This window comes from Aliirhizobium sp. YIM B11859 (assembly GCF_057163345.1).
The window spans coordinates 211,241-225,641 of record NZ_JBXHAY010000002.1 but is presented as its reverse complement, the minus strand read 5'-3'; the positions used below and the strand labels follow the sequence as shown (position 1 = coordinate 225,641).

General features: G+C 61.9%; 11 protein-coding genes and 1 pseudogene. 8 read left to right on the top strand and 4 right to left on the bottom strand.

The annotated features are described in order from the left end of the window. Positions 1-14: 14 nt before the first annotated feature. Both AC2GXZ_RS07390 and AC2GXZ_RS07385 read left to right on the top strand, forming a co-directional pair. The gene (locus AC2GXZ_RS07390) at positions 15-1,022 is read left to right on the top strand and encodes an asparaginase (protein WP_483758510.1); all 1,008 of its coding nucleotides are present in this window, start codon (positions 15-17) and stop codon (positions 1,020-1,022) included. A 23-nt stretch (positions 1,023-1,045) separates the two neighbouring features. Next, positions 1,046-1,672 carry a glutathione S-transferase family protein gene (locus AC2GXZ_RS07385; protein WP_483758509.1) on the top strand — a complete coding sequence of 209 codons (627 nt, stop codon included), beginning with the start codon at positions 1,046-1,048 and terminating at the stop codon, positions 1,670-1,672. A gap of 24 nt (positions 1,673-1,696) precedes the next feature. Here the strand turns inward: AC2GXZ_RS07385 and AC2GXZ_RS07380 are convergent, their stop codons facing one another. Beyond that, positions 1,697-2,344, bottom strand: coding sequence for a glutathione S-transferase family protein (locus AC2GXZ_RS07380; protein WP_483758508.1), 648 nt, complete (start codon positions 2,342-2,344; stop codon positions 1,697-1,699). Positions 2,345-2,473: 129 nt separating this feature from the next. Between AC2GXZ_RS07380 and AC2GXZ_RS07375 the strand changes: the two are divergent. Continuing rightward, positions 2,474-2,608, top strand: a pseudogene (locus AC2GXZ_RS07375) (ribbon-helix-helix domain-containing protein); the annotation flags it as partial. A gap of 165 nt (positions 2,609-2,773) precedes the next feature. Here the strand turns inward: AC2GXZ_RS07375 and AC2GXZ_RS07370 are convergent. Beyond that, the gene (locus AC2GXZ_RS07370) at positions 2,774-4,147 is read right to left on the bottom strand and encodes a TIGR03808 family TAT-translocated repetitive protein (RefSeq protein WP_483758507.1); all 1,374 of its coding nucleotides are present in this window, start codon (positions 4,145-4,147) and stop codon (positions 2,774-2,776) included. A 255-nt stretch (positions 4,148-4,402) separates the two neighbouring features. Here AC2GXZ_RS07370 and AC2GXZ_RS07365 point away from each other — a divergent pair, with 255 nt between their 5' ends. Beyond that, entirely contained in the window at positions 4,403-5,866 is a 1,464-nt protein-coding gene (locus tag AC2GXZ_RS07365; RefSeq protein WP_483758506.1) for a diguanylate cyclase domain-containing protein, read from the top strand. A gap of 3 nt (positions 5,867-5,869) precedes the next feature. Here AC2GXZ_RS07365 and AC2GXZ_RS07360 read toward each other — a convergent pair whose 3' ends face one another. Continuing rightward, positions 5,870-6,394, bottom strand: coding sequence for a MarR family winged helix-turn-helix transcriptional regulator (locus AC2GXZ_RS07360; RefSeq protein WP_483758505.1), 525 nt, complete (start codon positions 6,392-6,394; stop codon positions 5,870-5,872). A 130-nt stretch (positions 6,395-6,524) separates the two neighbouring features. Here AC2GXZ_RS07360 and AC2GXZ_RS07355 point away from each other — a divergent pair, with 130 nt between their 5' ends. The 4 genes from AC2GXZ_RS07355 to AC2GXZ_RS07340 all read left to right on the top strand — a co-directional run bounded on the left by AC2GXZ_RS07355 (position 6,525) and on the right by AC2GXZ_RS07340 (position 12,054). Further along, entirely contained in the window at positions 6,525-8,060 is a 1,536-nt protein-coding gene (locus AC2GXZ_RS07355; protein WP_483758504.1) for an MDR family MFS transporter, read from the top strand. Positions 8,061-8,099: 39 nt separating this feature from the next. Next, on the top strand, positions 8,100-9,110 hold the full coding sequence (locus AC2GXZ_RS07350; protein ID WP_483758503.1) for a ligase-associated DNA damage response exonuclease: 1,011 nt from the start codon (positions 8,100-8,102) through the stop codon (positions 9,108-9,110). Positions 9,111-9,324: 214 nt separating this feature from the next. Continuing rightward, positions 9,325-10,971, top strand: a complete 1,647-nt coding sequence (locus AC2GXZ_RS07345; protein ID WP_483758502.1) for a cisplatin damage response ATP-dependent DNA ligase — start codon at positions 9,325-9,327, stop codon at positions 10,969-10,971. 177 nt (positions 10,972-11,148) lie between these two features. Beyond that, positions 11,149-12,054, top strand: coding sequence for an alpha/beta hydrolase family protein (locus tag AC2GXZ_RS07340; RefSeq protein WP_483758501.1), 906 nt, complete (start codon positions 11,149-11,151; stop codon positions 12,052-12,054). 66 nt (positions 12,055-12,120) lie between these two features. Here AC2GXZ_RS07340 and AC2GXZ_RS07335 read toward each other — a convergent pair whose 3' ends face one another. Continuing rightward, on the bottom strand, positions 12,121-14,400 hold the full coding sequence (locus AC2GXZ_RS07335; RefSeq protein WP_483758500.1) for a methyl-accepting chemotaxis protein: 2,280 nt from the start codon (positions 14,398-14,400) through the stop codon (positions 12,121-12,123). Position 14,401: the final 1 nt, after the last annotated feature.

Genomic DNA, 14,401 nt, shown 5'->3' with positions numbered 1-14,401 from the left:
AGCCAGGACTGACCATGCAAAATCCCGTTACCGTTGAAGTCACCCGCGGCAACCTTGTCGAAAGCCGCCACAGGGGATTGGGCATAGTGGTCGATGGCTCCGGCAAGACACTGTTTTCCTTCGGTGATTCTGACACTGGCGTTTTCCCGCGCTCCTCCTGCAAGGCGATGCAGGCGCTGCCGCTGGTCGAAAGCGGTGCGGCTGATGCCTATGGTTTCGGCAATGCCGAACTGGCCTTTTCCTGTGCCTCCCATTCCGGCGAGGACCGCCATGTCGAGATGGCGCGATCCATGCTGGCAAAAGCAGGCAAGGATGTCTCTGCGTTGGAATGCGGCGCCCATTGGTCGTCGGAACAGTCGGCGCTCATCCATCAGGCCCGCACGATCGAAAAGCCGACGGCGCTCCACAACAACTGCTCGGGCAAACATTCGGGCTTCGTCTGTACCTGCGCCCATTCCGGCGCGCCGGTCGAAGGTTATGTTGCCTACGACCATCCGCTGCAGCGCGAGATCCGCGACGTGATGGGCAGTCTCACCGGCGCCGTGCTCGGCGAGGATAATTGCGGCACCGACGGCTGCTCGATCCCGACTTATGCCGTGCCGCTCAAGGGCCTGGCGCATGGGTTTGCCAAGATGCTGACGGGCGAGGGGCTTTCTGCCGCGCGTGCCAAAGCGTCGCGCCGGCTGATCGACGCCTGCATGGCCGAACCCTTCTATGTCGCCGGCACCGGCCGCGCCTGCACGAAGCTGATGGAACTGGCGCCGGGCAAGATCTTTGCCAAGACCGGCGCCGAAGGCGTGTTTGTCGCGGCACTTCCCGATCAGGGCATCGCCATGGCGGTCAAATGCGAGGACGGCACCACCCGCGCCGCCGAAGCGATGATTTTTGCCCTGATCGCCCGTTATTTTGAAAAGGGCGGCGAGGTCGAAACGAAGCTGATGGCCATGGCCAACCGCCAGATGAAGAACTGGAACGGCATTCATGTCGGCGACGTTCGCGTCACCGACGCCATGTTTGCCTGATCCTGCAGCGAGGGTTTCGAACGATGCTGACACTCTACATCACGCCCGGCACCTGCTCGCGTGCGAGCCATATCGCGCTGGCCGAGACCGGTCTGGCCTATAGTGTCTCCAGCATCAGCTTTGCCGATGGCGGGCAGCGATCGGAAACCTATCTCAGGATCAATCCCAAGGGCCGCGTACCGGCACTGGTAACGGAAAAGGGCGTGCTGACGGAAACCGTGGCGCTGCTGGCCTATATCGCCAGTCTTGTGCCGGAGAAGAACCTCGCGCCGTTTGCCGACGCCTACCTGTTCGCCAAAATGCAGGCCTTCAACGCCTATCTGGCCTCGACCGTCCATATCAACCATGCGCATGGCCGCCGCGGTGCCCGCTGGGCGGATGATGAAGCCTCGCATGCGGACATGATCCGCAAGGTACCGCAGACCATGCGCGAGTGCTTTTCGCTGATTGAAAACGGGCTTCTCGAAGGTCCCTACGTGCTCGGCGATACCTATTCGGTGGCCGATGCCTATCTCTTCGTCATGGCCGGCTGGCTGGAAAGCGACAGCGTGGACGTCGCGGAGTTTCCGCGCGTCCACGCCCATTACCGGATGATGCTGGGGCGTCCTGCCGTGCAGCAGGCGCTGGCCGAAGAAAAGCAGGCGGCCTGACGGCCGCCACGTGATCGCTAGCGCTTACGCCGGCTCGGCGTTGCGTTTCGCCCACATCGACTGATAGGCCGGGCGGTGGGTGCAGGCCTCATACCAGGCCTTCAGCGACGGACGGCTGTCGAAAAGCGGGTGATAGCCGCGTGCATAACGCAGGATCTCGATGGCATTGACGTCTGCGGCGGTGAAGCGGTCGCCGACCAGGTAATGGGTTGTCGACAGATGTTTCTCCAGCACGTCGAATGGCCGCACGAGAGCATCGGCGGCATCGTCGACGGCCGCTATCCCTTCGGGCGTATCGGCCTTGGTCGACTGAATTTTCAACGCAGGCGTCTCGATGCTGGTCGCGGCAAACAGCGACCACTGGATCATCAGCGCTTCTTCCTCGATATCCTTCGGGCCGAACTCGCCGCCATATTTGCGGGCGAGATAGAGCGAGATGGCCAGCGATTCATGCAGCACGAATCCGTCATCGTCGATCGACGGGATCGAGCCCATCGGATTGACCGCCAGGAATTCGCCTGACCGCGTGTTGACCGGGCAACCGGGTGCCGAAGTGTCCGGCAACCGATAGGCCTGGATGATCGGGATATGCTCGAACGGCAGCCCGATTTCCTCGGCCAGCCAGAGCGGCCGTGTCGCGCGCGAACGATAAACCCCGTAAATTTTCAGCATGGCAGTCTCCATTGATTTCGCCGCGAAGCTAGAGTGCTTCCGTGACGAACGGAAGATCAATGCGCGTTGGATGCCCATCAAAGTTTTCGATAGGATTTAATCGTGTCGAATGATCAGCGGCGATAAACCATGCGCACCACCCAGTCGCTCAGCATCACGCTGCCGATCGAAATGGCGGAGATGGTCAAGTCCAAGGTCGCGTCCGGTCAATACGCTTCCGAAAGCGAAGTCATCCGTAACGGCTTGCGCACCCTGATTGGAAGACGTCGATAGGCGCCTTGATGCCAGAATGGCCATGCTGCTCAAAGATAAAGATGGACGATGACTTGTCGGGTCGTTTTCGCTCCCAGGGCAATCCGCGGCCTTGAGGATGCCCTCCTATATCTAGCCCCCCGCAGTGGAGCGGCAGCGCCCGCCTGATCTCGACACCTAGCTCACGCGATTGCCCGCGATCGTCAGGTGAGGGAATGTCTCGGCTCCGCCTTTCGCCAGGTCTCCCGTTGCCGCATCCCGCCAGCGATAGCCGATGATTGCGCCGCGCTGGAGCGACTGGAAGATGTTGTTGGCGATGATCGCGCCACCCGCACCCTCTGCAATGGTCACGGCGCAACCCACCGCCGCCTGGCGCACGATGTTGCCGGTGACAGTGACGTTGCGCAGATATGGACCGAAGCCGAGCGCAAGCCCGCAGAACGGCGCATTCTCGATCACGTTGCCGGTGACCGCCGTATCCGCCTCAACGCTGATGCCGACGCCGAAGATCGGATCCTCTATCGTATAGGGGCCGGTGAGGCGCAGGTTGCGCACGACATTGCCGGAGACCGTCGCCAGCCGGCCGCCCTCGTTGAAATTGACCACCGAAATACCGTTCGCCGCGCCATCGACCATATTGCCGGAAATCATTGCGCCTTCGAAGGAAAATTCCGCATAGATGGCCGTCTCGCCGGATGCGGTGCAATGATTGTTCGCGATCAGCGCATTGGAGGCGCTGTTGGCACGAATGGCGGAAAACGCCGAACCCGAGATGTGATTGCCGGAAACGATCACGTTGTCGGCACGGTAGAGATTGATCGCATTGCCATATTGCCCGGTGCCGCCATTGGTGGCGCCGGTCCCCGAAATCCGGTTGCCCGAGACGATCGTGCCGTCCGTACTCTTTTCCCAGCGATGGATGAGAATGCCGCCATTGCCGCAGTCCGAAATGCGGTTGTCGGTCACCGAAAGATCCCGGCTCTGCACGGCATAGAGCCCGTATTCGGCGGCCCTCGATATCAGGGTCTGCTCGATCCGCCCGCCGCAGCCTTCAAGAGAAAGGCCCGTGCGTCCGGAATTGACAACCTCGCAATTGTCGATCCGCAGGTCGGCGACGTTGCGAAACTGGATAAGCCCCGTCCCGTCGCCGGCAAGGCTGCGGTTTGCACCGTCGAGCACCAGGCCTGAAAGCATCACATGCTGCACATTCTCGGCCGATAACAGCGGCCCGGAGCCCGCCTGGATCAGCCGGGATGCCCCGGCAATCCCGATGATCCTTGTCCCCTCCGGCACCGCGAGGCCGGAGACCGGATAATCGCCGGGCGGCAGGAAGACGGGCAGGTTCTGCCTCGCGGCATCGGCAAGCAGGCGCGCGAGATTACGCTGTGCCGACGCCCCGCCACCGGGCTTTACACCATGCGCCCCGGCATCGATGGAGCCGCGCAGGCCGGCACCCGAAATCGCCCGTGTTTGTCCGGCGGCCAACTGCGGAAAGAGCGTGATCGCGGTGCCTCCGGCCAGTCCGGCAAACAGCTGACGTCTCGAAATCATCCAGTTTTCTCCACCCGTCAATAAAAGGTTTTCTATGGCAGTATCTTTGGTTGCGCTGCGTCACAATTCTTGCGCGCGCGGGTAAAAACTTTGCCATCATCTGTTCATGAACTGTATTGGCGCCGCCTTAAGCAAGATGAAGGGATTGCCTCATAAGGTGAGTGGCTGTGGGGAATGCAATTCCTGGACGTTTCGGGGGCTCGGAGGCGGACGATGATAGGTCCTGCATTATATGGCACGGCGCTGGGGACGCCGATGCAGACACTTGAAGACTTGACCGATCGATTGCGGCGGGTCTCGATGGAGATCAGCGTTGCTCCGGATCTGGTTGAAGCGCTCCGGGATATTACCGGACTGAAGCTTCTCGATCAGCTTTCCGATTTCATCTCGATCAAGGACCGCCAGAGCCGCTACGTCTTCAACAACCAGGCGGCCTGTCGTGTTGTCGGCATCGACGACTGCTCGGTCCTGTCCGGGCGCAGCGACTTCGATCTTCTCCCGAATGCAATTGCCGAACATCTCTATCGGCTGGAGCAGGACGTGATGGAGAGTGGCGTCGCGATCGAAAAGAAGGAGGAACAGGTCGTTCTGAGGGACGGCAGGATTCTCTGGCTTTCCGTGTCCAAGACTGCCTTGCGCAACGCTGCCGGCCAGATCGTTGGCCTGGTCGACGTGTCGCGTGACATCACCGAGCGCAAGCGTCAGGAGGACCTGCGCCACGGCCATGCCCGCCTGCTGGAAATGATCGCTCGCGGCCAGCCGCTCGATGCTGTGCTCGACGCTCTGGTTCGCCTGGTGGAAACACAGCTTCACGATCTGAAGGGTGCCGTGATGCTGCTGGACGAAGATGGCGCTCATCTGGTCGGAGGCAGCGCACCAAGCCTGCCTCCTGCCTATCTTTCCCTCATCGATGGTGTCGAGATCGGCCATTGCCGCGGTTCCTGCGGCACCGCCGCCTGGAGCCATCAGACGGTGATCGTCGAGGATGTTCATACCGATCCGCTCTGGGCGGATTTCCGCGAACTGGGCACATTGTTCGGCTTCCGATCCTGCTGGTCGACGCCGATCGTCGGCGCCGACGCGCGGGTGCTCGGCACTTTTGCGCTTTATTCCCCGTCGGTGCGCAAGGTGACGGTGCGGGAACTGGAATTGATGAACATGGCAACCGACATTGCCGGCATCGCCATAGAGCGGGCCGAAAGCGAGCGTCGTATCCGCCATCTGGCCCATCACGACCCGTTGACCGGCCTGCCCAACCGCACGCTGTTCTGGAGCCAGTTCAGTCGTACCCTGCATGAGGCGCGGCGCGAAAACCGCAAGGTCACCGTCGCCTATGTCGATCTCGACAATTTCAAGACGATCAACGATACGCTCGGGCATGCCGCCGGCGATGAGGTTCTCAAGACCCTGTCAGGCCGCATGGCGCGCTGCATCCGTGCAAGCGATCTGATCGTCAGGCTGGGCGGTGACGAGTTCGCCATCGTTTTCTCAAATCCCGACGGCGACCGTTCGGGCGTCCTTCGCCGCCTGGACAAGCTGCGCACCCGTGTTGCAGAGCCGGTTCGCGTCGAAGGGGTAAGCGTGGTTGCGACCTGCAGCATGGGCGTTGCCTTCTATCCCGAGGACGGCGAGCTTGCCGAGGATCTTCTCGCCAGTGCCGACCACGCCATGTACGAATCCAAGGAGCTGGGCCGCGACCGCCTGACGGTCTCGGCCTGAGCCTTAGGACACGTTGGCAAGGCTGCGGGTCGCAGCCGGGCCCTGTGCCTTTTCGTTCGGATAGGTCTCTTCGAACTTGCTGACGAATTTGTCGAACAGCACGGCAAAGACGCTCAGTTCCTCCTCCGTCCAGCCGTCGAGCATGGATCCGAGAAGCGCGCGTTTGGATGCGTCGAGATCCGCCATCAGCCGATCGCCGAGCTCCGTGCGCACGACGATCGAACGGCGTCCGTCGGCCTGCGATGCGTCGCGGCGCAGTAACCCCTGCGCCACCAGTTCCGCCACCAGCCGGCTGCCGCGCGACGGGTCGAGCCGCATCACGTCGGCGATTGCCCCGACCGTCACTTCGCCGTCGATCCGCCGCATCGCCTTGAGCGCATCCAGATGCGAAATCTCCAGTGTGGGGGCGACATTGTCGATCAGCGTACGGCTGATCACACGTCGGCCGATCATCAGGCGCATGCGCCCCATCACCTCGCTGATATGGGTGATATCGGCGTCTGCCTTGGCGGAAAGGGTCTCGGTCATCGTCTTTGTCATGGCTGCGAAGAATAGCAGAGCTGGCGATGCGGGCAACAGATATCTGCAATGAGCATTGAAGTGCTGTTGACATTTATATGCTAAAGGCACATAAATCGTGCCTCACATTGGATAGATCATGACCCCTTCCACGATTCCTGTCGTACCGCTCGTTGCCGACCACCGGCAGCGTCTCATCGTTTTCTGCCTGCTGATGGCGGCGCTGTTCATGGCAACGCTCGACAACCAGATTGTCGCCACCGCCTTGCCCACCATCGTCGGCGAATTCGGCCAGATGGAACGTTTCGGCTGGGTCAGTTCTGCCTTTCTCCTGGCAACCAGTGCGGTCATGCCGATCTATGGCAAGCTCGGTGATCTGTTCGGCCGCAAATACGTCATGCTGGCGGCGATCGTCATCTTCACGGCGGGTTCGCTTGCCTGCGGTTTTGCCTGGTCGATGGACAGCCTGATTGCAGCCCGGGTTTTCCAGGGTCTCGGCGGCGGCGGTATCATGGTGTCGATCTTCTCGATCAACGCCGATCTGTTCGAGCCGCGCGAGCGGGCCAAATACCAAAGCTATTCGAGCCTGATGATCATGGCATCCGGCAGCCTTGGCCCGGTTCTCGGCGGCACGATGAGCGACCTGTTCGGCTGGCGCTCAATCTTTCTCATCAATCTGCCGCTCGGCATCATCGTCATTGCCGGCCTGATTGCCATGTTGCCCTACCGTCGCCCGACACGTCAGCCGAGGATCGATTACCTCGGCGCCGTCGTGCTTGCCGCAACCATCACCTGCCTCGTCGCCTTCGCCGACAGCCGCCAGATCTTCGGTTCGCTGATTGCACCCGCTTCGCTCGCTCTTCTCGCCGGCGGAATCGTCGGTGCCGCGGTCTGGGTCTTTGTCGAAAGCCGGGTGCCGGAACCGATCGTGCCGCTGAAACTCTTCCGCGACAGTACCTTTCCGCTCTATCTCATCGTTTCGCTCTGCTCCGGCGCGGTCGGCATCGGCCTGGTCAACTATTACGCACTCTTCCTGCAGACGACGACCGGGCTTTCGCCGTCGCTCGCCGGTCTGTTCTTCATCGCCCTGACGGGCGGCATCGTCGCCGGATCGATTTCGGCCGGACGCCTCATTTCGATCACCGGCCGCTACAAGCCCTTCACCATCATCGGCCTTGCCATGAGCTGTGTCATGCTGTCGTGTTTCTCGCTGATCGGCCACGATGTTTCGCTTTTCGTTGTCGCAGCGATCATGTTCGGTCAGGGTCTGTCGGTCGGTTTCGGCCAGCAGGCACCGATCATCGGTGTGCAGAATTCCGTCCCTCGCGGCGATATCGGCGCGGCGACGGGTGCCGTGACGCTGATGCGCATGGGCGGCGCCTCGATTGCGATTTCACTCTATGGTGCGATCATCGGCGTCGGGCTGAAGGCGTCCGCGGTCCCGATCCCCGGCCTTGCCGATATCGAGGCTCTAACGCCGAAGATCCTGGCCGGTCTTCCCGAAACATCACGCCAGATGGTGGCCACCGTTTATCACGATGCGTTCTCGCCGCTCTTCCTGACGGCGGCTGCGATTACTATCATCGGCCTGGTCGCCGGTCTCTGCCTCAAGCCGATCCGCCTGCCGATGGCGCAACTGGCGCCGACGCCGGGCAAGGAAAAAGCCGCCGCCTGAGGCCTCGAAACTCCGGATCCTGCTCCTATCTTCAAGGGCATGAAACCCGAGGCCCTGCTTCATCCGACCCCCGCCGGGCTGTTCTGCCCCATCGGAAACTTTTACGTCGATCCCGTGCGCCCGGTCGGGCGCGCATTGATCACCCACGGCCATTCCGATCACGCCCGGTCGGGCCATGACAGTGTGCTTGCCACCCGCCAGACCCTCGACATCATGGCGATACGTTATGGCGAGGATTTTACCGGTTCCGAACAGGCAGCCGGCTGGGGTGAGGAAATCACCATCGATGGCGTCAGGGTGATGTTCAGGCCTGCCGGCCATGTCCTCGGTTCCGCCCAGATCCTGATCGAGAAGGATGGCATGCGGATCGTCGTCTCCGGCGATTACAAGCGCGGCATCGATCCCACCTGCGCCCCCTTCGAGCCGATCGCCTGTGACGTCTTCATCACCGAGGCGACGTTCGGCCTGCCGGTTTTCCATCATCCCGATCCGAGGACCGAGATCGAAAAGCTGTTCACCTCGCTGAAACAGTTTCCCGAACGCAGTCATCTCGTCGGTGCCTATGCGCTCGGCAAGGCGCAACGCGTCATCCGACTGATCCGCGATGGTGGTTATTCCGAGCCGATCTACATCCACGGTGCGCTGGCAAGGCTCTGCGACTATTACCGGTCCCAGGGTATCGAACTGGGCGACATAAGGCCTGCGACGATCGAAAAAAGCAGGCCGGCGGAATTTGCCGGTGCCGTCGTCGTCGGCCCGCCATCTGCCTTTCAGGATCGCTGGGCGAGGCGCTTCAACGAGCCGCTGATCGCCTTTGCCTCCGGCTGGATGATGGTCCGCCAGCGCGCCAAGCAGGGCGGTGTCGAACTGCCGCTCGTTGTCTCCGACCACTGCGACTGGCCGGAACTGCTGGCCACCATCGAGGAGATCGCCCCGCAGCAGGTCTGGGTCACCCATGGGCGCGAGGAGGCGCTGGTCCGCTGGTGCGAACTGAAGGGCATACCGGCAAGACCGCTGCATCTGGTGGGCTACGAGGACGAGGGGGATTGACGATGGCTTGTCATCCACGGAGGGAAGACCCTTCCCAACCCTCCCCACAAGGAGGAAGGCTTAACCTGGTTGCACCGCTGGCGCCCAATGACGGCAGGCGGACGCGGCATATTGTCTCCCCCCTTGTAGGGGGCTCGAAGAGCGGGTCGAGATCCGCGGCTCGACCCCGGCAAGCCGGCAGGCCAGAGGGGGAATTTGCCGTGGAGGTAACGCGATGAAAGCCTTCGCAACCCTGCTCGACCGCCTTGTCCTCACCCCGTCGCGCAACGGCAAGCTGACCCTGCTCGCCGATTATTTCCGCACCACGCCCGATCCCGACCGCGGTTATGGGCTTGCCGCACTGGCCGGCACGCTGGACCTCAAAAGCGTCAAGCCCGCCATGCTGCGCGAGCTCGTCATGGAGCGGATGGACGAAGTGCTGTTCCGTTATTCCTACGATTATGTCGGTGATCTCGCCGAAACCATCTCGCTCGTCTGGGATGGTGGTGCCAAGGACCATGCCGTTGATCATCCGCAGCCGCGCCTGTCCGAGGTCGTCAACCGGATGAATGCGCTGGGCCGCACCGAGGTGCGCGGCGCCGTGCGTGATCTCCTCGATCATCTCGATCCCTCCAGCCGTTTCGCCTTCCTCAAACTTGCCACCGGCGGGCTGCGCATCGGCGTCTCGGCCCGCCTTGCAAAACAGGCGCTTGCCGATATGAGCGGTCCTGGAGAAAACGCCAGGGACATCAGCGAAATAGAAACCCTCTGGCACGGCCTCACGCCGCCTTATGAGCCTTTGTTCGCCTGGCTGGAGGGCAGGGCGGAAAAGCCGGTTCTCGCCACGCCGGCGATCTTCCATTCGGTCATGCTTGCCAATCCGGTAGAAGACGGCGATCTCGAAAAGCTTGATCCAGACGATTATGCCGCCGAATGGAAATGGGATGGCATCCGCATCCAGATGTCGAGCTACGGCGGCACGAAGAAACTCTATTCGCGTTCCGGCGACGACATTACCGGTGCTTTCCCCGATGTCGTCGATGCGATCAATTTCGACGGCGTCATCGATGGTGAGCTTCTGGTCGGTGGCACGAAACGCAGCAATGCCCCGACGCGCAGCTTTTCCGACCTGCAGCAGCGCCTCAACCGCAAGACGGTGACAGGCAAGATGATGGACGAATACCCCGCCTTCGTCCGCGCCTATGATCTTCTGTTTGAGGGCGAGACGGATATCCGCAGCGAGGCTTTTCTCACTCGCCGTGACCGCCTCTCGCAGGTGATCGACAAGGCGCCTCATGATCGTTTCGATCTCTCCGATCTCGTCCCCTTCACCGACTGGAGCGAGCTTGACCGCCTGCGCATCGCCCCGCCCGATCCGGTCATCGAGGGGGTAATGATCAAGCGCAAGGACAGCGTCTATCAGGCAGGAAGGCTGAAGGGGCCGTGGTTCAAATGGAAACGCGATCCCTATAATGTCGATGCGGTCATGCTGTATGCCCAGCGCGGCCACGGCAAGCGCTCGAGCTATTATTCCGACTTTACCTTCGGCGTGTGGACGAAGTCCGAGGAGGGGGATCAGCTGGTGCCGGTCGGCAAGGCCTATTTCGGCTTCACCGATGCGGAACTCGAAGTGCTCGACAAGTTCGTCCGGGACAACACGATCGACCGTTTCGGCCCGGTGCGGGCGGTGCGCGCCGAGCCGGATTTCGGTTTCGTGCTGGAAGTCGCCTTTGAGGGCATCAACCGTTCGACGCGCCACAAGTCGGGTGTGGCCATGCGCTTCCCGAGGATCGCCCGCCTTCGCCAGGACAAGCTGCCCCGTGATGCCGACCGGCTGGAAACATTGACGGCGATGATCGAGACGAGGGAAGGAAAATCCTGACGCCTCCGGCATCGCGCCACCCGCAAGCCTTCTCCGCCCATGGTCGGTGCGTGGCAGCCGTGATCGCCTCTTGCGAAACGTCTTTGGCCGCGTCCCCATTGACGAACATGTGACATCGCGCATCTTATCGTCTGCTAAGAGTGCCGTGTCTTCATTCTGTATCCGGATGTTTTGCCAATGACAGTGACCCGCCGCATGATCCTTGCCGGCCTCGCCGCCGGTGCCCTTTCGAGAAATGCCGTCGCCGCCTCCGTTTCCACCTTCACCACACCCGATATACCGCCGCTCGAAACCAGGGATTATGCCGCTGCCCGCAAAAGCTTTTCCACCGGCCTGTTGAAACATGGTCCGGCACCGGAAGTCTCGCCGCCGCTCGGCACGCCTCCGGGGGCAAAACGCGTCACCTATCCGGGCGGGCCGGACGGATCGATCGAACTGATCGCCTGGCTTTCCCATTACGAACCATCGCAGAAGCTCAAGCCGGCCGTGCTTTTCCTTCACGGCGGCAATGCCACCGGCGATGGACACTGGGCGCTGATGAAGGCCTATTGGGAGGCGGGTTTCGTTGTCCTCCTGCCGTCCTTTCGCGGAGAAAACGGCCAGGCCGGCAATTATTCCGGCTTTTACGATGAGACGTCGGACGCGCTTGCAGCTGCCGGCTATCTGGAAAAGCTGCCGGGAATAGATCGCAACCGCTTCTTTCTCGCCGGCCATTCGAATGGCGGCACGCTGGCGCTGCTTTCGGCGATGACGCGGAAATTCCGTGCCGCCGTGCCGATTTCCGCAGGCGTCAGCGCCTGGCGTTATTTCGGCCGCTATTCCGACGAGATCCGTTTCGATCCGGAAGACCCGCGGGAATTCATCATGCGCTCGTCTGTCTGTTTCGGCCCGAGCCTCAAATGCCCCACGCTTCTGCTGCGCGGTACCGAAGAGCGCCCCTTCGACCAGGATCACCAGCTCCTCGTCGATCGGGCACGGTCTGCCGGCGTGTCGATCGACAAGAAACTGATGCCCGGAAGTCATAATGGCGTGGTCCCCGGCGCAGTTGTCGAGAGCATCCGTTTCTTCAACCAGTTCGCCTGAGTCGGAAACGAAAAAGGCGGGGTTCAAACCCCGCCTTTCCAGTGTTCTGATATTGATCGATGACGATCAGAATTCTTCCCAATTGTCGGTGGATGGTGCTGCCGAACTGCTGCTGCGCCCGCCGCCGAAGGCCTGGGCGAGCTTGCCGACCATGCCGCGGGCAGGCGAGGCAACCGGTGCCGAGCGGGACGAGGCGGATTTCACCGGGGCTGCCATCGCCGAAGCCGTCTGGCGAAGCGCGGCCGTCTGCATTGCCGGGCGGGACGTGCCGCCACCGAGCTGGAATTCCGAGATCAGCTCGCGCAGGCGTCCGGCCTCGTTGGCAAGTGTCGCACCGGCGGCATTCGCCTCTTCCACCATGGCAGCATTCTGCTGCGTCACCTGGTCCATCTGGTTGACGGCGGTGTTGACTTCCGCAAGACCGACCGACTGTTCCCGCGACGAGGTGGCGATCGAATCCATGTGCTGGTTGATCGTGACGATATAATCTTCGATCGTCTTCAGCGCCTTGCCGGTTTCGCTGACCAGCTTGACGCCGGTGCCGACTTCGACCGAGGACTTGCTGATCAGGTCCTTGATCTCCTTGGCGGCATTGGCCGAACGCTGTGCCAGTTCGCGGACTTCCTGGGCAACGACGGCAAAGCCCTTGCCGGCTTCACCCGCACGGGCAGCCTCGACGCCGGCATTGAGCGCCAGCAGGTTGGTCTGGAAGGCGATGTCGTCGATCACGCCGATAATGTTGGAGATCTGGCCGGACGATTCCTCGATACGGCCCATGGCCTCGACGGCATTGGCAACGACGGAACCCGAATGGCGGGCGCTTTCATTGGCCTGGATCGCGACGGAACGGGCCTCTTCGGCGCGCTTGGAGGAATTGGCGACATTGGTGGTGATCTGGTCGAGCGCTGCGGCGGTTTCTTCCAGGGACGCGGCCTGCTGTTCGGTCCGCTTGGAAAGATCGTCGGCGCTCTGGCTGACTTCGCGCGAGCCGGAATCGATCGAACTGGTCGCCTGGGCAACCGAACCCAGCGTGCCGCGCAACTGGCTGACGGCAGCGTTGAAGTCGGCGCGCAGGCTTTCGAAATCCTCGGCGAACGAGCGCTCGAGCTGGAAGGTCAGGTCGCCGGCCGACAGATGCTTGAGGCCGGTGGCAAGGCCATTGGTGGCTTCCGCCATGGCTTCGGCGCGGATGCGGGCCTCTTCGGCATTGCGACGGCGCTGTTCGTCGGTGAGGTTGCGCTGTTCTTCGGCGTCGCGCTCCAGTGCCTGCGTCTTGACGGCATTGTCCTTGAATACCTGCACGGCCTTGGCCATCGCGCCGATTTCGTCCGGACGGTTTTCGCCTTCGATCTCGGCCGACAGATCGCCCGAGGCAAGTCGTCCCATCGTGCTGGTCAGGCGGCCGATGGCATTGCCGAGCGACTTGGCAAACAGGAAGAAGCCGGCAAGCGCCAGGATTGCGGTGAGCAGCGAGACGCCGATCATCGTCCACAGCGCGCTACGGGCTGCAGCCATGATCTCGGTGGCGTCGGTGCCGATTTCGAACACGCCGAGCTTGTCACCCGAAAACGAGTTGAACGGCACGGCCTTGATCAGCATGTCGCGTCCCTCGAGGGTCGCCTGGTCGAAGACCGGCTTGCCGTCGAACGCAGCCTGGATCGCCTCTGCCGGCAGGAAGGAATTCCCCCCTTCGGTCGAAGACTGGTTGGTGAGCTTGCCGTCGGAAAGCACGTCGACGGCGATCTCGGCGCCGAGGCCTTCGGCGAGCGGCGCAAAATAGGCGTTCGATAGTTCGGTGCCGATATCGACAACACCGATTACGGTGCCGTCAACGATGACCGGGGCGACGGCATAGATGCCGATTCCGGCCTTGCCCGGCTCGATGCCGGCGGCAAGCTTGCCGGTCGTGACGGCAGCTTGCACCGTCTTGCGGCGGCTCATCACGTTGTCGCCGAATTTTTCCGGCGAATGGATGCGGGCGACGACATCGCCCTTGGCGTTCGAAATGGTGATGATCTGGAGGCCGCCGGCCTGGGCCATCGACGTCATGTTCCTGGAGAACTTGTCGAGCAGGCCCTGGCGGTCATTGTTGCGGATATAGTTCGGCAGGTCCGGCTCGCCGGCAAGAACCAGTGCGAGCGCCGAGGCCGAGCGCTGGATCGCTGCCATGTCCGTCTGGATTACCTGCAGATCGCTTGCAGCCTTGCTGTAAAGCGCCTTGTCGTTCATGTCTGCCTGCCGGTACCAGGCCAGGCCGCCGATCGCGGCGCTGGTAAAGAGAACGGCGGCGAAACCGTAACCCGTGATCTTCATCCAGAGCGGGCTTTTGATATTTATGCTGGTCATG